Origin of the sequence: Variovorax sp. efr-133-TYG-130 (genome assembly GCF_030208835.1) — a bacterium.
Taxonomy (GTDB): domain Bacteria; phylum Pseudomonadota; class Gammaproteobacteria; order Burkholderiales; family Burkholderiaceae_C; genus Variovorax.
Window position 1 is genome coordinate 26,383 of record NZ_JARVTD010000026.1, and the last position, 20,084, is coordinate 46,466.

Below are 20,084 nucleotides of genomic sequence, written 5' to 3' on the forward strand. Positions count from 1 at the left end.
GCCATCTCCGCATTCGTCGTGAAGGTTCCTGCTGCCGAGCCCATGGCCGGCGATCTGCGCCGCCGCTACGACGCTACCGTGGCGCTCGGCGTGCCGGCGCACATCACGGTTCTTGTTCCCTTCATGGACCCCGCGCTGATCACCGCCGATGTGGTGGCGCGTGCGCGGCATGCGCTAGCGCAAACGCCGTCGTTCGCGTTCTCGCTGGGCAAGGTCGGGCGGTTTCCCGAGACCGCATATCTGGCGCCCGAGCCCGCGGCCCCTTTCATAGAGATGACGCTGGCGCTCGCGAAGGCCTTTCCCGATTTCCCGCCATATGGCGGCGAGCATGAAGGCGTCATTCCGCATCTTTCAGTGGCACACGGCAACGTGCGCGACGCGGAAGATGCTGCCGTCGAACTGGGCACCCGGCTTCTTGCATCCGGCTCTGTGCATGCGCATTGCACCGAGGTCGCTTTGATAGAAAACTCTTCAGGGCGCTGGCGGGACCTGCATGTCTTCGCGCTGCCCGAGGCGGCCTGAAGAAAACGAACACCCATGCCAGAAATCTACATAAGCACAGCACAGACGTCGAATCCGACGGCCCCATTCCCGGCCCGCATTCGATGCTCAGCTTCGGCTCGGCCGCCTACACGGCCGACAAGCAACTGCTTTCCACCTTCAGCGCCAACCTGCACACGCTGCCCGGCGCCGAAGCCGACCCGAAGACCGCCGCCTGGTGGAAGACCCAACCTGAGGCCTGGGCCGCCTGCCGCACCGACCTGCAGGACCCCGCCCACGCCATGAAGAACTACCTGGGCTGGCTCAAGGGCCTGCCTGCGCGGCCCGTGTTCGTCGCGTACCCGGCGGGTTACGACTTCCTGTTCGTCTACTGGTACCTGATGCGCTTCGCGGGCGAGAGCCCGTTCAGCCACTCCGCGCTCGACGTGAAGTCGTTCGCGATGGCGATGCTCCAGCTCGACTACCGCGACAGCACCAAGCGCGCGATGCCGCGCCGCTGGTTCGACCCCGGGCTGCCGCACACGCATGTAGCGCTCGACGACGCGATCGAGCAAGGCGCCCTCTTCTGCAACATGCTCGCGGAGAACCGCGCGGCCGCCAAGGGCGCAACGCCATGACCATCGGCACCGGCCCGATCCGCCGATGGTGCGGAAAACTCGCGCTGTGCGCGCTGCCTCTGCTGCTGGCAGGCTGCGTGCAGTCGATGTTCTATTACCCCGACAGCGTGCGCTACGAGACGCCCGACGTGCTGGGCATGCGCTACGAGCCCGTGCAGTTCACCAGCGCCGACGGCACGCGGCTGAGCGGCTGGTTCCTGCCCGCGGCCGACCGCAAGAACCCGAAGGAGGCCAAGGGCACGGTGGTGCATTTCCACGGCAATGCGCAGAACATGAGCACGCATTGGCGCTTCGTGGCCTGGCTGCCCAAGCAGGACTACAACGTGCTCGTCTTCGACTACCGCGGCTACGGCCAGTCCGAGGGCAAACCGGAGCCCAAGGGCGTGTTCGAAGATTCCAACGCCGCGCTGAACTACGTGCGCTCTCGCCAGGACGTGGACCCGGAGCGGCTGTTCGTCTTCGGGCAGAGCCTGGGCGGCACCAATGCGATCGCGGTGGTGGGCTCGGGCAACCGCGCGGGCGTGAAGGCGGCGGCCATCGAGTCGACCTTCTATTCGTATTCCTCGATCGCCAACGACAAGTTCAAGGGCGCCGGCCTGCTGGTGAGCGACGACTATGCGGCGTCGAAGTACGTGGCGGCCGTTTCGCCGATTCCGCTGCTGTTCATTCACGGCACCGCCGACCAGGTGATTCCCGTGGAGCATTCGAAGCGGCTGCTGGCCGACGCGCGCGAGCCCAAGCGGCTGATCGAGGTGCCAGGCGCCGGACATCTCGAGCCGATGACGACCCTGCGCTTCGGCAACGCCTACCGCAAGGCGCTGACGGCCTTCTTCGAATCGTCCATGCAGCCGCTGCAGCAATGAAGCATTTCGACGAAACCGCCACCCGCGCGCCGCTGGCTTTCGAGCGGCTGGTGCCCGCGCTGCGCTCGGCGTTCGCGGCCGAGGCGCAGGTGCCGCCGCGCCATGTGCACACCATCGAGACCGCCGGCGCGGACGGCGCCGCCTGCAAGGGCACGGTGCTTATCATGCCGGCGTGGAGCGACGCGGGCTTCCTGGGCATCAAGACCATCAACATCTTCCCCGGCAACGGTGCGCGCGGCCTGCCCGGCCTGCACGCGACCTACGTGCTGTACGACGCGCGCACCGGCGTGCCGCTGGCGATGATGGACGGCAACGAGATCACCGCGCGCCGCACGGCCGCCGCGTCCGCGCTGGGTGCGTCGTTCCTCGCGCGCAAGGACGCACGCCGGCTGCTGGTGCTGGGCACCGGCCGCATCGCGCGAATGCTGCCTGCCGCCCATGCAAGCGTGCGGCCCATCGACGAGGTATGGGTCTGGAACCACCGGCCTGAAGGCGCCGAGGCGCTGGCGGCGCAATGGCGCGCCGAGGGCTGGAATGCGCGAGCCGCCATCGACCTGGAGGCCACCGTGCGCGGGCACGCCGACATCGTGAGCTGCGCCACGCTGGCCACCGCACCGCTGGTTCGCGGCGACTGGCTTGCGCCGGGGTCGCACCTGGACCTGATCGGCAGCTTCACGCCCGCGATGCGCGAGACCGACGAACACTGCTTCGCCGGTGCGCGCACCTTCGTCGACACCCCGGAAGCGCTGCAGAAATCCGGCGACCTGCTCGATGCGATGGCGGCGGGCACGCTGCGTGCGCAGGACATCCAGGGCACGCTGGCCGAGCTGTGCCGTGGGGAGCGGGCGGGCCGGTCGAGCGACCAGGAGCGCACGGTCTTCAAAGCCGTGGGCAGCGCGCTCGAAGACCTGACCGCCGCCACGCTGGTGTGGCATGCCGCGGCATCGCCGGCCTAACGCTTCCGGCTTAGTTGGAGCCGAGAAATCGCCCCCAGAGGGCTTTTTCCTACATCCGCATACGTCAAGCAGCTAATGGCGGCCCTGCAGGCGTGCCGGTATCTTCTTCGCACCAACCACGGAGGAGGCCCCGCGCATGCTCAGCACAAACCACAAAGCAAACATCCTGCGCAAGGCGGGGTACGACGTGCCGGCTTGTCCGATGGAGCCCGTCGCGCCAGGCGCGTACGCGGCAAGCCTTCCCGCCGACACGGTGCACCAGACGCCTCAAGCCTGGGGCAAGGCCATCGAAACGATGTATGTGTCTTATGCCGCCGCCCGCGCAGCCAAGAGCCTGCGCGATGCGGAAGAAGCGCGGATGCTGGCGATGCTGCAGCTGCGCTCGGCCAAGGCCTACGCCTGAGCCTCCGCGCCCCGGTCGCGCAGGTACACAAGGATCAGCCGGACCAATTCGGTCCTGAATGACGCCGCGCCGAGTTCATGGCGGCCAGCCGCCGAGTGGACGACGCCCTCTACGGCCGACGAGAGCATCCGCGCGGCCATGGCCTGCCCTTCGCCTTCTTCGCCACCACGGCCGTCGGAGGCGGCCACCAGGGCCCGATAACGCCGCTGGTACTCAGCCTCGAACGCCACGTAGCTCGAGCGGGCGCCGAGCGGCACCTCGTCGACCAGCACGTGATGCAGCGCCTGGTCGATGGAATGGGCGGCGATGACGCCATCGACGAACCGGGCAACCCGCTGCTCGAGCGAAAGGGTTCCGTCCTGCTCATCCGCGGCGGACAACACCCGGAGCACCTCGTCGAGGTGGCGCTGGCGGATCGCCTCGGCGATGGCCAGCTTGTTCGGAAAGTACTGGTACAGCGAACCCACGCTGACGCCCGCGACCGCCGCGATCTCATTCGTCGTGAATCGCGCCCACCCCCTGCGGCCCAGAACGCGAGCAGCGGCTTCGATGATGACGTCGACCGTGGCGCGCGAACGCTGCTGCCGCGGTGCTTTGCGCATGCTCCTGTGCTGCGAAGGAATGCGAGTACCCAAGTTCGAGGCTCCACTCAAGAATAAGACCGCCCGCACACGCCGTCGGCCGATGGCTGCGAAGTGTGCCGTTTTTATCCAATGGAACCGCGATGACCACGCAGACGCTTTTGAATTCCTTGTTCCGCTACAAGTCGTGGGCGGACGAAGGGCTGCTGGAGGGCCTGGCCGCACTGGCCGAAAAGGCGCCGCAGGCCGAATACGAGGCCGCAGTCCGCGTCTTCAACCACGCATGCATCGTAGATCTCATCTTCGTGGCGAACCTGCAGCGCCTGGACCACGGCTGCACCGCGACAGGGTCGGACACCGCGCCGCCGCTGCGGACACTGGCAGAAGCAGTGAGGGAAACGGACCGCTGGTATGTCGCCTACACGGCGCGCCTGAGTGCGCAGGAGCTTGCCGAGAGCATCGACTTCGACTTCACCGACGGCGCCGCCGGGCGGATGTCGCGCGAGGAGATGCTGGGCCACGTCGTGACCCATGCCGGATACCACCGGGGCGAGGTCGGCCGGATCATGTGGCGGCTCATGGGCTCGTCGCCTCCCGACACGTTCACCGGCTTCCTGCATCAGGACGAGCCCGCGCGCCGCATGCGCGCTTGAAAAGCCCGGCGCGCTCGTCTTGCTTACTTGCTTTGCGCGGCCTTCAGCACCGGGTTCTCCATGGTGGAGATCACCTTGCTGTTGACGCGCGAGCCGCCGGTCACGTTCTGGTCGGGCGCTGCCGCGGTGGCCATGGCTTCCTGGTAGACCTGGGCCGGGTCGCGGCTCGAGGTGAAGGGATCGGGACCGCGCGAACCGCGGGTCACGTTCTGGTTGGGCGCATGGGCCGTGTCGACGGCCTGCTTGTAGACAGCTTCAGGATCGGCCACGGACTTGAACGGATCGGCGCCGCGCGAACCGCGCGTGACGTTCTGGTCCTTGGCGTGGGCAGCGGCAACTGCCTCTGCCTCGACGGCTTCGCGGGTGCGTTGCTGGGCGTTGGCGGAGGCGACGGCCAGCACGGTGAGTGCGGCGGCGATGGCGAGGTGAGTGGTCTTCATGGTTCCGTCTTTTCTGTGGGTTGTCTGTCTGGATGGGGTCTTGCCGCTGCGATGCGGGAAAACCCTGAGCAAGACTATTGACGGCACAAGGCATGTCCATGACGGCCCCGAGGCGCGGAGTAGCTCTTTGGCGAGCGCTGCAACCTGCGCGAACTTCTGTTAGCTGCGCCGGTGTACTTCGAATTCCTGCTTGCGCGCGGACGGCGGGTTCTGACACAGTGAGCAGATTCCGAGCGCATCGCATCCATCCATCCATTCGACGAAGGAAAACCGCAACCATGGGACTGTTCGACCTGCTGAAGAAAAAGAAGCCGGCCATGCCCGAGACGATCGAGGAAGGCATGGCCTCGCAGGCCGAGGATTTCGTCGGCGCGTTCTCGCGGCCCGGCGCGCCCATCGATGGCTCGCGGCTGGACTACACGGCGTCTTCGCTGTCGCTGGTCGACCGCGTGCTCGACGACTTCTTCAGGCAGCAGGCGCCCTTGCCGGACGACCTTCACTTTCTCGCGTCGGCATACGTGTTCGAGGTCGCGCGCCGCGAGTTCGGCGGGCGCTACCTGCGGGGCGACGAGGACAACCCCTTCGTTCTCGTCATCGGCAAGGACGACGCCCAGGTCGGCGTCTGCGCGATGAGCAAGGTGCGCGGGCGCGCCGTCAACGGCCCCGAGGACGACCTGGGCTTCTTCTACGCCGGCATCGCCCCCGCCGTGGCGCGCGGCGTGAGTGCGACGCTCATCTGAGGCCAGGGCGGCCTGGCGAGCGCCGCAACGAATGCGGCGTCAGACGCGCTCGAGAATCACCGCGATGCCCTGGCCCACGCCGATGCACATCGTGCACAGCGCATAGCGGCCGCCGCCCTTGTGCAGCTGGTTCACCGCCGTGGTGGCCAAGCGGGCGCCGCTGGCGCCCAGCGGGTGGCCCAGCGCGATGGCGCCGCCGTTGATGTTGACGCGGGCGTCGTCGTCCTTCAGGCCCAGAAGGCGCAGCACGGCGAGGCCCTGGGCTGCGAAGGCTTCGTTCAGTTCGATGACGTCGATCTGGTCGAGCGTGAGGCCCGTGAGCGCCAGCACCTTCTGCGTGGCGGGCGCGGGGCCGATGCCCATCACGCGTGGCGCGACGCCGGCAGTGGCCATGCCGACCACGCGGGCGCGCGGCGTGAGGCCGTGCTTGGCGGCGCTGGCTTCGTCGGCCAGCAGCAGCGCGCAGGCGCCGTCGTTCACGCCGCTGGCATTGCCGGCGGTCACGGTGCCGTCGGGGCGCACCACGCCCTTGAGCTTGGCGAGCGACTCGAGGCTGGTCTCGCGCGGATGCTCGTCCTTGCTGACGATGATGGCGTCGCCCTTCTTCTGCGGCACGGTCACGGGCACGATTTCAGCGTCGAAGAAGCCGGACTTCTGCGAAGCCACTGCGCGCAGCTGCGAGTTCAGCGCCATCAGGTCTTGCGCCTCGCGCTCGATCTTGTAGTCGGTGGCCACGTTTTCTGCCGTTTCGGGCATCGAGTCGACGCCGTACTGCGCCTTCATGAGCTTGTTGACGAAGCGCCAGCCGATGGTGGTGTCGTACACCGCGTTGTTGCGGCTGAAGGCGCTTTCGGCCTTGGGCATGACAAAGGGCGCGCGGCTCATGCTTTCCACGCCGCCGGCGATCATGAGGCCGGCTTCACCGGCGCGGATGGCGCGCGCCGCGGTGCCCACGGCATCGAGGCCCGAACCGCACAGGCGGTTGATGGTCGCGCCGCCGAGTTCGAGCGGCAGGCCCGCCAGCAGCGCCGACATGCGCGCGACGTTGCGGTTGTCTTCACCGGCCTGGTTGGCGCAGCCGTAGAGCACGTCGCTCACCGCCTGCCAGTCGACGTTCTTGTTGCGTTCCATCAGTGCGCGCAGGGGCACGGCGCCCAGGTCGTCGGCGCGCACGCTGCTGAGCGAGCCGCCGTAGCGGCCGAAGGGGGTGCGAACGGCGTCGCAGATGAAGGCTTGGTTGGTCATGGTGTGGTGTGTCTCTGCAATGGCTTGAAAGGGATCAGGCGGCGATCGGAAGGCCGACGAGCTTCTCGAGTTCTTCGCGGCTCAGGCCGTCGACCAGGTCGATGAGCTTCAGGCCCTGCGGCGTGCATTCGAGCGTGGCGAGATCGGAATACACGCGCTTGACGCAGGCGATGCCGGTCAGCGGATAGGTGCATTCCTTCACCAGCTTGCTCGCGCCCTGCTTGGTCAGCAGGTCCATCATGACCCACGTCTGCTTGGCGCCGATGGCCAGGTCCATGGCGCCGCCGACGGCGGGAATGGCGTCTTTCTCGCCGGTGTGCCAGTTGGCGAGGTCGCCGGTGGCCGACACCTGGAACGCGCCGAGCACGCAGATGTCGAGGTGGCCGCCGCGCATCATCGCGAAGCTGTCGGCGTGGTGGAAGAAGGCGCCGCCCGGCAGCAGCGTGACGGGCTGCTTGCCGGCGTTGATGAGGTCGTAGTCTTCTTCGCCGGCCTCGGGCGCGGGGCCCATGCCGAGGATGCCGTTCTCGCTCTGCAGGATGACCTCGCGGCCCTTGGGCAGGTGGTTGGCCACCAGCGTGGGCTGGCCGATGCCGAGGTTGACGACGGCGCCGTCGAAGATGTCCTGCGCCACGCGGGCGGCGAGCTGGTCCTTGGTGCGACGTGTGTAAGTCATGGTCATGCTGCCTTCTTGAAACCGCCGGCCTGGGTCGCCACGCGTTCGATGCGCACCACCTGGTGCACGAAGATGCCCGGGGTCACGATGGTCTCGGGGTCGAGGGTGCCGAGCTCGGCGATGTCGTGCACGGTGGCGATGGTCTTCTTCGCGGCCATGGCCATCACCGGGCCGAAGTTGCGCGCCGCCTTGCGATAGACCAGGTTGCCCCAGCGGTCGCCGCGCTCGGCCTTGATGAGCGCCACGTCGCCGTGGATGGGGTACTCGAGCACGTACTGCTTGCCGTCGATCTCGCGGGTCTCGCGGTTGCCGGCCAGCTGCGTGCCGTAGCCCGTGGGGCAGAAGAAGGCGCCGATGCCCGCGCCCGCGGCGCGGATGCGCTCGGCAAGGTTGCCCTGGGGCACGAGTTCGAGTTCGATCTTGCCGCTGCGGTAGAGCCCGTCGAACACCTGGCTGTCGGCCTGGCGCGGGAAGCTGCAGATGATCTTGCGCACGCGGCCCGTCTTGAGCAGCGCCGCGAGGCCGGTCTCGCCGTTGCCCGCGTTGTTGTTGACGACCGTGAGGTCCTTGGCGCCCTGCTCGACGAGGCCGTCGATGAGTTCGCCGGGGATGCCGGCGGTGCCGAAGCCGCCGATGAGAACCGTGGCGCCGTCCTGGATGCCCGACAGGGCATCGGCGACCGAGCGCGCGATCTTGTTGATCATGAAGCTTGTCTCCGGGTGAGAGGAAAGAAGAAACCGAACCGCGATCCGCCCGATTCTGCGAACCGACAATTTGTTCGTCTAAAGAACATTTGTTCGTATAATGAATTCTAGAGAGGATCGCTCAGCATGGCAACCCACGCGACACAACCCACCGCACCCGCGCCCGGCGACAGCTACGTGCAGTCTTTCGCACGCGGGCTGCAGGTCATCCGTTCGTTCAGCGCGAACGCGCCGCACCAGACGCTGAGCGAGGTGGCGGCCGGCAGCGGCCTCACGCGCGCGGGCGCGCGGCGCATCCTGCTCACGCTGCAGACGCTGGGCTACGTGGTGACCGACGGCAAGCTGTTCACGCTCACGCCGCGCATCCTCGACCTGGGCTTCGCGTACCTGTCGTCGATGCCGATCTGGAACCGCGCGGAGCCGGTGATGGAAGCACTGGTGCAGCAGGTGCAGGAGTCATGCTCGGCCGCCGTGCTGGACGCGACCGACATCGTCTACGTGCTGCGCGTGCCGACGAAGAAGATCATGCACATCAACCTGGGCGTGGGCTCCCGCCTGCCGGCCTACTGCACGTCGCTGGGCCGGCTGTTGCTGGCGGACCTCGATGACGACGAAGTGCGCACGCGCTTCGAAGCCTCCGACATCCAGACGCTGACCAAGCACACGCTGACCGACATCGACGCGCTCATGGCCAAGGTGGCGCAGGCGCGCAAGCAGCAGTGGTGCCTGGTGAACCAGGAGCTGGAGGAAGGCCTGATTTCGGTGGCCGCGCCCATCGTCGACCGGCAGGGGCGCATGGTGGCGGCGCTCAACATCAGCGGGCAGGCGAACCGCACCAGCGCGAAGGTGATGCAGGAGACCATGCTGCCTGCGCTGGTGGATGCGGCGAAGCGGGTGTCGCAGCTGCTCTGAGCGCACACCCGCGGCCACCGTTGCGCGCGCTCAGGCGTCCGAGCGGATGCCCTTCATCAGGATCACGCCGCCAAGGCGCGTGGTGTCGGCGCGCATGCGCTTGGCCAGCGTGTCGGGAGAGCCGGGCTGCGCCTGCCAGCCGGTCTTGAGCAGCGCCTGGCTCACCTCGGGCGAACTGATCACTTCGACCAACGCGGCATTGAGCCTTGCCACGGCGGCGGGCTTCATGCCGGCGGGCGCGGCGAGTGCGGTCCAGATCTCGAGGTCGGCACCGCGCACGTCGGCGTCGCGGATGGTGGGCAGCTCGCTCGCCAGCGGGCTGCGCTCGGGCGAGGTCACGCCGATGGCCTTGATCTTTCCCGACTTGATGTGCGGCATGGCAAGGCCGGGCGGCAGCAGCGCCAGCTGGATCTCGTTGGCCAGCAGGCCCGCGATGACCTGCGGGTTGCCGGTGTAGGGCTTGTGCTGCGCGGTGATGGCGGCGCGGCTCTTGATGAGTTCCATGCCCAGGTGGCCCACGGTGCCCACGCCCGGCGTGCCGTACTTGCCGCTGCCGCCGAGATTGCGCACCCACAGCAGCTGCTCGGCCGCCGTCTTGCCCGTGGCGCTGCCCGATACGGCCAGCACCAGCGGCGCGGTGCCGATCAGGCCGACCGGGGCGAAGTCTTTCTCGGGGTCGAAGGGCAGCGACGGGTTGAGCAGCTTGGCGATGGTGAGGTTGCCGTTGATCAGCGCGCCGATGGTGTGGTCGTCGGTGGCCTTGGCCACCTGGTCGGCCACGGTGTTGCCGCTGGCGCCCGGCTTGTTCTCGACCGTCACCGGCTGGCGCAGGATCTTCGACAGTGGCTCCGCGATGGCGCGGGCCGCGAGGTCGGGCGACGCGCCGGCGGGAAAGCCCACCAGGATGTGCAGCGGCTTGGTCGGCCAGGCATCGCCGCCCGTGTTGCGTTGCTGTGCCCAGGAAGCCTTCGCGAGCAGCGAGGCGGCGACGGCTGCCGCGCCGCCTTCGAGCAAGCGGCGTTTGGTGATCGTCAAGATGACTCCATGAAGAATGAAAAGACCGGGAATGACGAACGTGACTGACGTTTCGTTTACACAACGTTACATGACGGGCAAGTATTAATCAAGTCTGAACGAACACCAGGCAGGGCTTTAACATGGGCGGACAGGGCAGCGTCGACCTGACAGCCGCCACATGCCACAAAGGGAGCACACGCCGTTGATCGAGTTTTTCCACACCAAGGACCGCCTGCGATTTCTGCTGTACGTGGGCGCCATTGCGGCGCCGCTGTTGCTCATCAGCGCATGGGTCGTGAGCAGCATGGAAGAGTCCGCCGCCGCGAAGGGCGAGCCCAACGCGCAGGGCGGCCTGAGCTATCGCATCCAGGAAAAAAGCGGCGCCAGGACCTTGCCGCCGCCGCTTGCCAGCCTGCTCTCGGTGCCGCCGAACACCGCAATGACCGACGTGGACGTGACCGCCGACAGCACCGGCCGCCTGAGCAGCGCGGCCGTCAAGGCGTTCAGCACCGACGGCTTCAAGACGGTGGCCGCCTTCCACAGGCCCACGCTCTCGCCCGTGACCACCGACAGCGCGAACTCGCTGGAGGGCGTGCGCGACGGCTACCAGATCAGGATCTCGCAAGAGACCAGGTTCTTCGACAACGATCCCTACAAGGACCGCACGAAAATCGAGTACTACATCAACCCCGTGAAGAAGCCTTGACGCCGGCCGGCGCGTGCACCGGCGACAGCTTGCGCTGCGTCGGAAACAGCGACCAGCCCCAGCGCTGCTGCGCGTAGCCCCACAGGCCCTGCTTGAAGAACAGCGTGACGAGAATCGCGAGCAGCCCCAGCCCCAGCAGATACCAGGTGCCGTAGTCGCTCAGGAACTTGTTGAGCGCCCAGAAGATGAGCGCGCCGACCAGCGGCCCTTCGATGCGGCCGATGCCGCCGATGACCACCATGAAGATGGCGAAGGCCGTCCAGTTGACGCTGAAGGCCGCATCGGGGCTGATGCGCAGGTTGCCCACGAAGTACAGCGCACCCGCGAGCCCGGCGCCGAAGGCCGCGACCACGTACACCGCCAGCTTCATGCGCGCGACCGGAATACCCTGCGACTCCGCCGCCACCTCGTTGTCGCGTATGGCCAGCAGCGCAAGGCCGCGCTTGCTGCGCAGGAACAGGTAGACCAGCGCGACGGCCGCGACCACGCAGGCCAGCGCCATCCAGTAGGTGGTGCTTTCGCGGGTGGCCTTCTCGATGCCGCGCAGCGCGGTGAGCGTGGTGCCCGAGCCGCCGCCCACCGCCGACACGTTGGCGAAGCTCAGCCGGAACACTTCGGCGATGACCCATGTGCCGATGGCGAAGTACCCACCCGACAGCCGGAACGCGACGAAGGACACCGGAATGGCGACCAGCCCCGCCGCCAGCGCCCCCAGGGGTATCGCCACGAACGGATTGACGCCCGCGAAGTTGCCCAGCATCAGCATCACGTAGCCGCCGAAGCCGAAGAAGGCCTGCTGCCCGATGCTCACCATGCCGCCATAGCCGGCGAGCAGGTTCCACATCATCGCGAAGATGAAGTAGCAGGCGATCTCGACGAATTCGCGCATCCAGCTCGACTCGCCCCACCAAGGCAGGCTGGCTGCAACAAGCACCAGGGCAATGCCGACGGCCAGCGCGGCGCGGCTCGCGGCGGTGGCGCGCTCTACGGCGATGAGTGTGGGAGGCATGTTCGTCATTCGCTTCATCCGCGCGTCTTTGGAAAAAGCCCCTGCGGCCGCAGCACCAGCACCACCAGGAACACGATGTGCCCGAACCAGATGCCCCAGCCCGGGTCGAGCCTGAAGCCGATCTGCTGCGTGATGCCGAGGATCATCGCGCCGGCCAGCGTGCCCCAGAACGAGCCCATGCCGCCGATGATCACCGCTTCGAAGGCGAAGAGCAGCAGCAGAGGCCCATCCGAAGGAGACACCGTCGTGCGCATGCCCTGCAAGGCGCCCGCGACGGCGATGAGCACGAAGGCGATGGCGGTGGCAAAGGCGTAGACCTTCTTCGCGTTCAGCCCCATCAGTTCGGCGATCTCGCGGTCGTCCGACACGGCGCGGAACGACCGCCCCAGCGCCGTGCGCGCGAAGAGCCATTGCAGCGCGCCCGTCGGCACCAGTGCGATCGCCAGCACGACCAGCGGCAGCACGCCGACCGACATCGCGCCGCCCAGCGCAATGCCCTGGGTGCTGAGCCCGCCGGTGTCGATGGCGCGCGGGTCGGCCGAGAACAGCTCCAGCAGCAGGTTCTGGATCACGATCGACAGGCCGAAGGTCACGACCAGCGAAGGCAGCGGGTCCTTGCCGAGCGTGCCGTTGAGCACGTAGCGCTGCAGCGCATAGCCGAAGCCGAATGCCACCGGCAGCACCGCGAGCGCGACCAGCCACGGCGCCACCGCATCGCCCGTCAGCGACACGCCCGCGATGACCGCGAACGCGCCGAGGATGATGAAGTCGCCCTGCGCGGTGTTGGTGAGCCGCATCACGCCGAACATGAGCGACTGGCCGAGCGCGAACAGCGTGTAGAGGCCGCCGAGCAGCACGCCCTGGACGAGGGTTTCAAGCATGTGCGGCCTCGATACCGAAATAGGCTTGCGAGATCTGCTCGCGCGTGAGGTCGGCCGAATCGCCTTCGAGCGACACGCGGCCTTCCTGGAAGCAGTAGATGCGCTGCGAGACCTGGCGCGCCATGGTCACGTCCTGCTCGACGATGACCACCGTCATGCCTTCGCCCGTGATGGTGGGCATGGCCGCGTAGATCTCGCGGATGACGATGGGCGCGAGGCCCAGCGAAAGCTCGTCGCACAGCAGCACCTCGGGGTTGCTCATGAGCGCGCGGCCCAGCGCCACCATCTGCTGCTGCCCGCCCGAGAGCGATGTGCCCGGCTGGTGGCGCTTCTGGGCGAGGATGGGAAACAGCGCATACAGGCGCTGCAGGTTCCAAGGGCCGCGGCGCGCGGCGGTGGCGCCCATGAGCAGGTTCTCTTCCACGCTGAGGCTGGGGAACAGGCGCCGGCCTTCAGGAACCATCGCAAGGCCCTGCCGAACGATGTCGCCGGGCGGAAGGCCGCCGATGGGCCGGCCCTTGAACTCGATGGCTTCGCGCGGTGCGCGCACCAGGCCCGTGAGGCTCTTGAGGAAGGTCGACTTGCCCGCGCCGTTGGCGCCGATGATGGCGACGAGCTCGCCCTGCACGAGCGAGAAGTCGATGCCGAAGAGGGCTTGGGCGTCGCCGTAGAAGGCCTTGAGGGCGTGGGTGGAGAGCAGGGCTGTCATGGTCTTTGCTCCCTCCCCTTCCGGCGGAGGGCCAGGGTGGGGGCAAGGGGCGTTCGATGAGGCGCCACGGCGAAACCAGCGCCGTCGTGCTCCCATCCCGACCTTCCCCCGGAAGGGGAAGGAGCAATTCGAAGACGTGTCGCGCTCATGCTTCCATCCCCATGTACACCCGCCGCACTTCCGCATCGGTCATCACCGCGCGCGGCGCGCCCTCCGCCAGCTTCTGCCCGAAGTTGATGACGAACAACCGGTCCGCCAGCGACAGCAGCGCATGCACCACGTGCTCGATCCAGATCATCGTCACGCCGCGCGCCTTGATGCGCTTGAGCTCCGCCACCAGCACGGCGGCTTCCGGCTCCGTCAATCCACCGGCGATCTCGTCGAGCAGCAGCAGGCGCGGCCGCGTCGCCAGCGCACGCGCCAGCTCCAGCCGCTTGCGGTCGAGCAGCGTCAGCCCGCCCGCGGGCTTGTTCGCATGCGCCATCAGGCCCGTCTGCGAGAGCACCTCGTGCGCCGTCTGCCATGCCTCGCGCTCGGCCTGCTGCCCGCCGAAGCAGGCGGCCGTGACGAGGTTCTCGAACACGCTCATGTTGCCGAAGGGCTGCGGCACCTGGTAGCTGCGCCCGATGCCCGCATGGCAGCGCTGGTGCGGCTTGAGCCGCGTCACGTCGCGCCCCGCGTATTCCACGCGACCGGCATCGACGCGCACGTCGCCCGAGATCAGGTTGAACAGCGTGGTCTTCCCCGCGCCGTTCGGCCCGAGGATGCCCAGCGTCTCGCCCTCGGCCACCGACAGCGTGATGTCGTCCGTGACCTTGAGCGCGCCGTAGGACTTGCTCACGGCATGCAGTGCCAGCAGCGTCATGTCAGAGCAGCCGCAGCTTGCCGCCGGTGGGGATGCTGGTCGCCGCCTCGTTGTTGACGATGGTCAGCTCCACCTTGTACTTCGTGCCCTTGCCCCACTGGCCGAGCACCAGCGGCGTCTTGCTGACGTTCTTGAAGGGCCCCTGGCCGCCCCACTTCACCGGGCCGACCACCGAGTTGATCGAGGTCGAGGCCACGGCGTCGCGCACGTCAGAAGCCTTCAGCGACTTCGCGCGCCCCAGTGCATTCGCCGCCACTTCGAACAGCGCGTGCGCGAAGCCGATGGGCTGCGTCCACTGCTTCTTCACGCCGGCCTCGTAGGCATCGGCCAGCGCCTTCGCGCTCTGCTGCGTGAGGCTCGAGGTGAACGGGTGCGACGGGCTCCACCACACCTCGGTCGACAGGCCGTCGCCCAGATCGCCGAGTGCCTCGATGGCACCGGGGAACAGCAGCGCCTTGCCCAGCGTGATGACCTTGGGCCTGAAGCCCTGCTGCCGTGCCTGCGTGAGGAAGGTCTTGGCATCGGGCGGGATCACCACGCCGGTGACGATCTCGCAGCCCGCGCTCTTGAAGGCCGCGATCTGCGCGCTGAAATCCTGCGTGCCGTTCTGGAAGCGGCCGGGGTCGGTGAGCGTGAAGCCCATCTGCGCGAGCGGCTTGGGAAAGCCCAGCTCCTTGTCGCCCCAGGCATTGCCGTCGCCGTCATTCGGGAAAAGGCCGCCCACCTTCTTGTTGGTGGCCAGCGTCTTCCAGCCGTTGGTGAAATTGGCGATGACGTCTTCGAGCCCCCAGAACAGGTGGTACGTCCAGTTGAAGCCCTTCGCCGGGTCGCCCTTGCGGCCGAAGAACCACGGCTGCCACGGCACCACGCTGGAGATGCAGGGCACCTCGTTGAGTTCGCACGCATCGCTCACCGGGTTGGCGGTCTCAGGCGTGCCGGCGGTGAGCACCAGCGCGACCTTGTCCTTGAGGATCAGGTCGTTCGCCACTTCGCCCGCGCGGTTGGGGTTCGACTGGCTGTCCTTCAGCACGATCTGCACCGCGTACTTCCTGCCGCCGACGCTGATGCCGTCCTTGAAGGCGGTCTTCATCTGGTCGATGACCCACTTGTCGGCCTCGCCGAAAGGCGCGAGCGGCCCGGTCTGCGGCGACACATAGCCGATCTTCAGCGTGTCGGCCGCGAACACCAGCGGCGTTGCGCCCGAGGCCACCAGCGCGGCCGTGGCCTGCGTGAACTGTCTGCGATTGAATGTCATGGTTGTCTCCGTCTCTTGTGTTTTTGATGCCGCCTGGCCGGGGCCAGTCAGTCAGCGCGCGAAGTGCGGCGGTATCTGCGCGTCGACGTTCACCCACACGCTCTTGACCTGCGTGTATTCGCGCATCGCATCGAACCCCATCTCGCGGCCGTAGCCGCTCTGGCCGACGCCGCCGAAGGGCGAGCCGGGGTTCACGCGCTTGTAGCTGTTGATCCAGACCATGCCTGCGTGCAGGTCGCGCGCCACTTTGTGGGCGCGTTGCAGGTTGCCGGTCCACAGGCCGCTGCCGAGGCCGTAGTCGGTGCCGTTGGCGATCTGCATCGCCTCTTCGTCATTCTTGAAAGTGAGCACGGTGACGAAGGGCCCGAACACTTCTTCCTGCGCGACGCGGTCCTTGTATGACTTTGCGCGCATCACCGTCGGTTCGACGTAGCAGCCCTTCGCCAGGTCGCCGCCGGGCGACTTGCCGCCGGCGAGCAGTTCGCCGCCCTCGCCCTGCGCCACTTCCACATAGCTCAGCACGCGCTCGCGGTGCTGCGCGCTGGTGAGCGGCCCCATCTCGGTGTTCTCGTCGAGCGGGTTGCCGAGGCGGATCGATCTGGCCAGCGGTATGAACTGCTCGAGGAAGGCATCGGCGATCTTCTCGTGCAGCATCAGCCGCGAGCCCGCAATGCAGGCCTGCCCCTGGTTGTGGAAGATGGCCCACGCGCTGCCGTTGACTGCGGCCTGCAGGTTCGCGTCCTCGAAGACGATGTTCGGCCCCTTGCCGCCGAGCTCCAGCTGCACCTTCTTCAGGTTGCCCGCGCTGGCCTGCACGATGCGCCGGCCCGTGGCGGTGCTGCCGGTGAAGGCGATCTTCGCGATCTCGGGATGCTCGGCGATGTACTGGCCCGCCACGCTGCCCAGCCCCGGCAGCATGTTGACCACGCCCGGCGGCAGGCCGGCCTCGGCCATCAGCTCGGCGATGCGCAGCGAACTCAGCGGCGTGATCTCAGCCGGCTTCATCACGATGCAGTTGCCGGCCGCGAGCGCGGGCGCCATCTTCCAGCTGGTGAACATCAGCGGAAAGTTCCACGGCACGACCTGGCCGACGATGCCGACGGGCTCGCGCAGCGTGTAGTTGAGAAAGCCCTCTTCCACCGGAATGGTCTCGCCCTGGAACTTGTCGGCCATGCCACCGAAGTAGCGGAAGCACGCGGCCGTGCGCGGCACGTCGAGCCGGCGCGAATCGCGGATGGGGTGGCCGGTATCCAGCGATTCGAGGCGCGCGAGCTCCTCGGCATTGGCCTCGATGAGGTCGGCGAGCTTCAGCAGGATGCGGCCCCGGTCTGCCGCGGCCATGCGGCTCCATTTGGGAAAGGCGCGCTTCGCGGCGGCCACGGCCTTGTCGACGTCGGCCTTGCCGGCCAGCGCGACATCGACGATGGGCGTGTTGTCGTGCGGGTTGAGCGTGGCGAGCGTCTCGCCGGATTCGGCGTCGACGAAGCGGCCGTCGATGAAGAGCTGATGGCGGATGGACGGTGCGGGCATGGTCGTTCCTCTCCCTCCCCCGCTGGGGGAGGGTTGGGGTGGGGGCTTCTTCGAAGAGGGCGCGGGCCTGGAGAGCCCCCACCCCTGCCCTCCCCCGGCGGGGGAGGGAGCAAGGCAGATCAGAACTGCACGGGAATCTCGGGCGACTCGCCCTTCTGGATCTCGTACACCAGGCTCGGCGAACCGTTCTCCCACACCAGCAGCATCGAGCGCTTGGGGCTGAAGCCCTGGTGCCGGCAGTACGCGGGCATGGCTGCCATGTCGCCGGCCTTCATGATCACGCGTGCCATGGGCTTGCCGGTGTTCTTGTCGCCGCAGTCCCAGTGGATTTCGTCCGTCATCTGGAAGAACCACTCGACGCGGTCGTTGCCGTGGATGATCGGCAGGATGTGCTCCTCGGTCGTCGGGCACATGTAGCTGTGCTTCACCACCGAGGTGAAGCTCGGGTTCCACGTGACCTGCGAACGGCTCAGGAAGCCGAAGAGGTTGAATGCGTGCACATCGTTCTCGAAGCCGGGCTCGGGGTGCAGCTCGGGCTGGCCCTGCGGCACGTCGGCGAAGGCGCGGTTGACCGGCGCGCCGCGCTCGTCGCTGCGCAGGTCGAGGTCGCCCTTGAGGCCCACGCAGCGTTTGGCCAGCTCGCGTGCCCTCGTGATCTTGGCGGTGTTGTTGCCGTTCTTGCGGCCATAGGGCGAGCCGGTTTCCTGCGGCGCGGCGAAGGGGTCGAAGCTCTCGTTGGTCCAGTCGTCGAGCATGGCCTCGAAGGTGGCGCGGATCTGCGCGGTGGGGAAGTTCTCGAGCAGGTCGATGCCCGCGTCCTTCATGGTGCCGTTGAAGCTGCCGGCGTACAGGTCGACCGACTCGTAGTGGTTGACGGTGCCGAACACGTCGTCGAAGTTGACCCAGCCGTAGAAGAAGCCCCAGGCCACGTCGCGCATCAGCGCGCGCAGGTAGCTGCCGGCGTCCATGGTGTGGCTCATCGGGCGGCCGTCGCGGGTCTTCCAGCCGATGTGCACGAAGTATTCGTCGCGGCGGAAGCTGAAGCTGCCGAGAGAAAAGTCCTTGTAGCCGAGCGTGGCGTCGGGCTGCGACGCGATCACCTTGGCGAGTTCTGCGGGTGCGTTCATGGTGCGGTTCCTCTCAATGCGATTGGCAGATGTCGGCCCACTTTTCTACGGAGAGATCGCCCTTGCAGCTCTGCAGGACGATCACGCCCGGCTCGCCGGCGGTGCGGAACTGGTAGGCGGTGTTCTTCGGCAGCAGGCCCTGGTGGCCGCGCGAGAGCTTCATCCAGCCCATCTTCCTGCCCCTGGGCTCGCCCTCGACGAGCACGGCGCCGTTCTTTTCCTTGTCGGCCACGGTCTGCGCGGCGTCGAGCTGCACGAGGTGCACCTCGACCTCGCCGTCCATCACCAGCGCGAACTCGTCATGCGCGCAGGTGTACCAGGGCGAGGTGCCTTCGGCGCGCAGCGTCTCCAGCACGTAGATCTGGTTCTGGCCGAACACGACCTTCTCGTAGGGCTTGCTGATGCTCGCGATCTCGAAGCAGTTGGAGAACGCGTAGTGGCGCACGTCGTCGTCGATGGGTTCGACGTGGCCCTTCTCGAAGTGCTTGAGCGACCCGAAGCGGGTGCGGTAGGTGGTCGAAGTAGCGGCTGTCATGGCTTGTCTCCTTGAATGAGCGAACTCTAGGAGCCATGAGACGCCGCCGGTAGGGACCAGTTTGGAAGAGGATTATTCGGAGTCTCCGAATAATCGACCGGGTTTACCCCCTGTTCGTGCGCTATCCGCTGGAGCGGCTGAACTCGATCAGTTCGGCGGGAATGAGGCCGCGCTCGATCAGCGTGGCGTCCCACGGCGGCACGCGGGTGAAGCGCGTGGCGATGTGTTCTATGAAGAGCCGCAGCTTCAGCGCATTGCGCGAGGTGCCCGCGTACACCGCGCTCAGCGAGAACGACGACAGCTGGTGCTCGGCCAGCACCACCTGCAGGTCGCCGCGGGCGATGGCGTCGCCCGCCACCAGCGTCGGCAGGCAGACGATGCCGGCATGCTCCAGTGCATATTCGCGCAGCAGGTGCACGCTGTTGGTCAGCAGCGCGGCGGCGAGGTAGATGGTGGTCTGCTCGCCGTTGTGATGGAAGGTCCAGCGGTCGCGCGTGGGATAGCCCGAATACAGGCCCAGCTTGTGGCGGTGCAGTTCGCGCGGGGTGGCGGGCGTGCCGTGGGCTTCCAGGTAGGCGGGCGTGGCGCAGAGCACGCGCCGCACCGGGAAGAGCGGGCGCGACACCAGCTCCTGCGAGGCCGCCGGAAAGATCTGCAGCGCGCAGTCGACGCCGGCCTTGACCGGGTCGGCCACCGCGTCGCTCACGATCAGCTCGAGGTGGATGTCGGGGTAGGTGGTCTGGAACTCGCGCAGCAGCGAGGCGAAGCGGCCCAGCACCATGCCGGTCAGCGCATGCACCCGCAGCGTGCCCGAAGGCGTGCCGCGCGCGTCGCGCATCTGGTCGACGATGTTGTCGGCACGCACGACCAGCTCGGTGCAGTCGCGCAGGAAGGCCTGGCCCATGTCGCTGAGCCGCACCACGCGCGTGCTGCGGTGGAACAGCGGCGCACCGAGGAATTCCTCGAGCTGCTTGACCCGCGTGGTGACCACCGAGTTGGCCACCCGCAGCTGCCGAGCCGCTTCCGCGAAGCTCTGGGTCTGCGCGACACGAACGAAAGTTTCAATGCTTTGGAGGCGGTCCACGGCGGCACTGTACTGCGGCGCCGCCCGTTGCGGGCAAACCTGAAAGGCATCGAAAGACCGTCAGGCCTGTATCGG

24 protein-coding genes are annotated in these 20,084 nt (G+C 67.4%); 9 read left to right on the plus strand and 15 right to left on the minus strand.

Going from position 1 to position 20,084, the window contains the following annotated elements:
• Nucleotides 1-42: 42 nt before the first annotated feature.
• The 5 genes from QRN67_RS20915 to QRN67_RS20935 all read left to right on the plus strand — a co-directional run bounded on the left by QRN67_RS20915 (nt 43) and on the right by QRN67_RS20935 (nt 3,340).
• Nucleotides 43-522, plus strand: a complete 480-nt coding sequence (locus QRN67_RS20915; RefSeq protein ID WP_285413385.1) for a 2'-5' RNA ligase family protein — start codon at nt 43-45, stop codon at nt 520-522.
• Nucleotides 519-1,118: a 3'-5' exonuclease family protein gene (locus tag QRN67_RS20920; protein WP_503010936.1), complete on the plus strand. Its 600-nt coding sequence runs from the start codon at nt 519-521 to the stop codon at nt 1,116-1,118. Before QRN67_RS20915 ends, QRN67_RS20920 begins: the two co-directional genes overlap by 4 nt.
• Complete coding sequence (locus QRN67_RS20925) at nt 1,115-1,981, plus strand: alpha/beta hydrolase (protein WP_285413386.1); 867 nt, start codon at nt 1,115-1,117, stop codon at nt 1,979-1,981. The genes QRN67_RS20920 and QRN67_RS20925 overlap by 4 nt, the downstream gene beginning before the upstream one ends.
• Nucleotides 1,978-2,937, plus strand: a complete 960-nt coding sequence (gene lhpI, locus QRN67_RS20930) for a bifunctional Delta(1)-pyrroline-2-carboxylate/Delta(1)-piperideine-2-carboxylate reductase (RefSeq protein WP_285413387.1) — start codon at nt 1,978-1,980, stop codon at nt 2,935-2,937. Before QRN67_RS20925 ends, lhpI begins: the two co-directional genes overlap by 4 nt.
• Nucleotides 2,938-3,073: 136 nt before the next feature.
• A complete protein-coding gene (locus QRN67_RS20935) occupies nt 3,074-3,340 on the plus strand; it encodes a hypothetical protein (protein ID WP_081269970.1) in 267 nt (88 codons plus the stop codon).
• Here the strand turns inward: QRN67_RS20935 and QRN67_RS20940 are convergent.
• Nucleotides 3,331-3,942, minus strand: a complete 612-nt coding sequence (locus tag QRN67_RS20940; RefSeq protein WP_285413388.1) for a TetR/AcrR family transcriptional regulator — start codon at nt 3,940-3,942, stop codon at nt 3,331-3,333. The two genes, QRN67_RS20935 and QRN67_RS20940, sit on opposite strands and share 10 nt — an antisense overlap.
• A gap of 122 nt (nt 3,943-4,064) precedes the next feature.
• Here QRN67_RS20940 and QRN67_RS20945 point away from each other — a divergent pair, with 122 nt between their 5' ends.
• Entirely contained in the window at nt 4,065-4,574 is a 510-nt protein-coding gene (locus tag QRN67_RS20945) for a DinB family protein (RefSeq protein ID WP_285413390.1), read from the plus strand.
• 23 nt (nt 4,575-4,597) lie between these two features.
• On the opposite strand, the gene QRN67_RS20950 is transcribed toward QRN67_RS20945, so the two are convergent.
• Nucleotides 4,598-5,014 carry a hypothetical protein gene (locus tag QRN67_RS20950; RefSeq protein WP_081269973.1) on the minus strand — a complete coding sequence of 139 codons (417 nt, stop codon included), beginning with the start codon at nt 5,012-5,014 and terminating at the stop codon, nt 4,598-4,600.
• A 278-nt stretch (nt 5,015-5,292) separates the two neighbouring features.
• Here QRN67_RS20950 and QRN67_RS20955 point away from each other — a divergent pair, with 278 nt between their 5' ends.
• Nucleotides 5,293-5,754: a hypothetical protein gene (locus QRN67_RS20955; protein ID WP_285413391.1), complete on the plus strand. Its 462-nt coding sequence runs from the start codon at nt 5,293-5,295 to the stop codon at nt 5,752-5,754.
• A 39-nt stretch (nt 5,755-5,793) separates the two neighbouring features.
• Here QRN67_RS20955 and pcaF read toward each other — a convergent pair whose 3' ends face one another.
• From pcaF to QRN67_RS20970, 3 genes are read right to left on the minus strand one after another with little or no spacing between them, the layout of a single operon-like run.
• Nucleotides 5,794-6,999, minus strand: a complete 1,206-nt coding sequence (gene pcaF / locus QRN67_RS20960) for a 3-oxoadipyl-CoA thiolase (protein WP_081269975.1) — start codon at nt 6,997-6,999, stop codon at nt 5,794-5,796.
• Between the two features lie 34 nt (nt 7,000-7,033).
• A complete protein-coding gene (locus QRN67_RS20965) occupies nt 7,034-7,681 on the minus strand; it encodes a 3-oxoacid CoA-transferase subunit B (RefSeq protein WP_081269976.1) in 648 nt (215 codons plus the stop codon).
• Nucleotides 7,678-8,379, minus strand: a complete 702-nt coding sequence (locus QRN67_RS20970) for a 3-oxoacid CoA-transferase subunit A (RefSeq protein ID WP_081269977.1) — start codon at nt 8,377-8,379, stop codon at nt 7,678-7,680. The genes QRN67_RS20965 and QRN67_RS20970 overlap by 4 nt, the downstream gene beginning before the upstream one ends.
• Nucleotides 8,380-8,505: 126 nt before the next feature.
• Between QRN67_RS20970 and QRN67_RS20975 the strand changes: the two genes are divergently transcribed.
• Complete coding sequence (locus tag QRN67_RS20975) at nt 8,506-9,291, plus strand: IclR family transcriptional regulator domain-containing protein (protein WP_285413392.1); 786 nt, start codon at nt 8,506-8,508, stop codon at nt 9,289-9,291.
• 30 nt (nt 9,292-9,321) lie between these two features.
• Here QRN67_RS20975 and QRN67_RS20980 read toward each other — a convergent pair whose 3' ends face one another.
• Complete coding sequence (locus tag QRN67_RS20980) at nt 9,322-10,326, minus strand: Bug family tripartite tricarboxylate transporter substrate binding protein (RefSeq protein WP_106936853.1); 1,005 nt, start codon at nt 10,324-10,326, stop codon at nt 9,322-9,324.
• Nucleotides 10,327-10,510: 184 nt separating this feature from the next.
• Between QRN67_RS20980 and QRN67_RS20985 the strand changes: the two genes are divergently transcribed.
• On the plus strand, nt 10,511-11,014 hold the full coding sequence (locus QRN67_RS20985) for a hypothetical protein (RefSeq protein ID WP_285413393.1): 504 nt from the start codon (nt 10,511-10,513) through the stop codon (nt 11,012-11,014).
• Here QRN67_RS20985 and QRN67_RS20990 read toward each other — a convergent pair.
• From QRN67_RS20990 to QRN67_RS21030, 9 genes are all read right to left on the minus strand, one after another.
• Entirely contained in the window at nt 10,992-12,023 is a 1,032-nt protein-coding gene (locus QRN67_RS20990) for a branched-chain amino acid ABC transporter permease (protein WP_253819971.1), read from the minus strand. The two genes, QRN67_RS20985 and QRN67_RS20990, sit on opposite strands and share 23 nt — an antisense overlap.
• A gap of 14 nt (nt 12,024-12,037) precedes the next feature.
• Entirely contained in the window at nt 12,038-12,904 is an 867-nt protein-coding gene (locus QRN67_RS20995; protein WP_285413394.1) for a branched-chain amino acid ABC transporter permease, read from the minus strand.
• Complete coding sequence (locus QRN67_RS21000) at nt 12,897-13,613, minus strand: ABC transporter ATP-binding protein (protein ID WP_106936849.1); 717 nt, start codon at nt 13,611-13,613, stop codon at nt 12,897-12,899. The genes QRN67_RS20995 and QRN67_RS21000 overlap by 8 nt, the downstream gene beginning before the upstream one ends.
• A gap of 145 nt (nt 13,614-13,758) precedes the next feature.
• On the minus strand, nt 13,759-14,478 hold the full coding sequence (locus tag QRN67_RS21005) for an ABC transporter ATP-binding protein (RefSeq protein ID WP_285413395.1): 720 nt from the start codon (nt 14,476-14,478) through the stop codon (nt 13,759-13,761).
• Between the two features lies 1 nt (nt 14,479).
• Nucleotides 14,480-15,733, minus strand: coding sequence for an ABC transporter substrate-binding protein (locus QRN67_RS21010; RefSeq protein ID WP_285413396.1), 1,254 nt, complete (start codon nt 15,731-15,733; stop codon nt 14,480-14,482).
• A 51-nt stretch (nt 15,734-15,784) separates the two neighbouring features.
• A complete protein-coding gene (locus QRN67_RS21015) occupies nt 15,785-17,248 on the minus strand; it encodes an aldehyde dehydrogenase family protein (RefSeq protein WP_285413423.1) in 1,464 nt (487 codons plus the stop codon).
• Between the two features lie 134 nt (nt 17,249-17,382).
• Nucleotides 17,383-18,390, minus strand: a complete 1,008-nt coding sequence (locus tag QRN67_RS21020; RefSeq protein WP_081269986.1) for a hydroxyquinol 1,2-dioxygenase — start codon at nt 18,388-18,390, stop codon at nt 17,383-17,385.
• Nucleotides 18,391-18,403: 13 nt separating this feature from the next.
• Nucleotides 18,404-18,925 carry a cupin domain-containing protein gene (locus tag QRN67_RS21025; protein ID WP_285413399.1) on the minus strand — a complete coding sequence of 174 codons (522 nt, stop codon included), beginning with the start codon at nt 18,923-18,925 and terminating at the stop codon, nt 18,404-18,406.
• A 121-nt stretch (nt 18,926-19,046) separates the two neighbouring features.
• A complete protein-coding gene (locus tag QRN67_RS21030; protein ID WP_081269988.1) occupies nt 19,047-20,009 on the minus strand; it encodes a LysR family transcriptional regulator in 963 nt (320 codons plus the stop codon).
• Between the last annotated feature and the right edge of the window lie 75 nt (nt 20,010-20,084).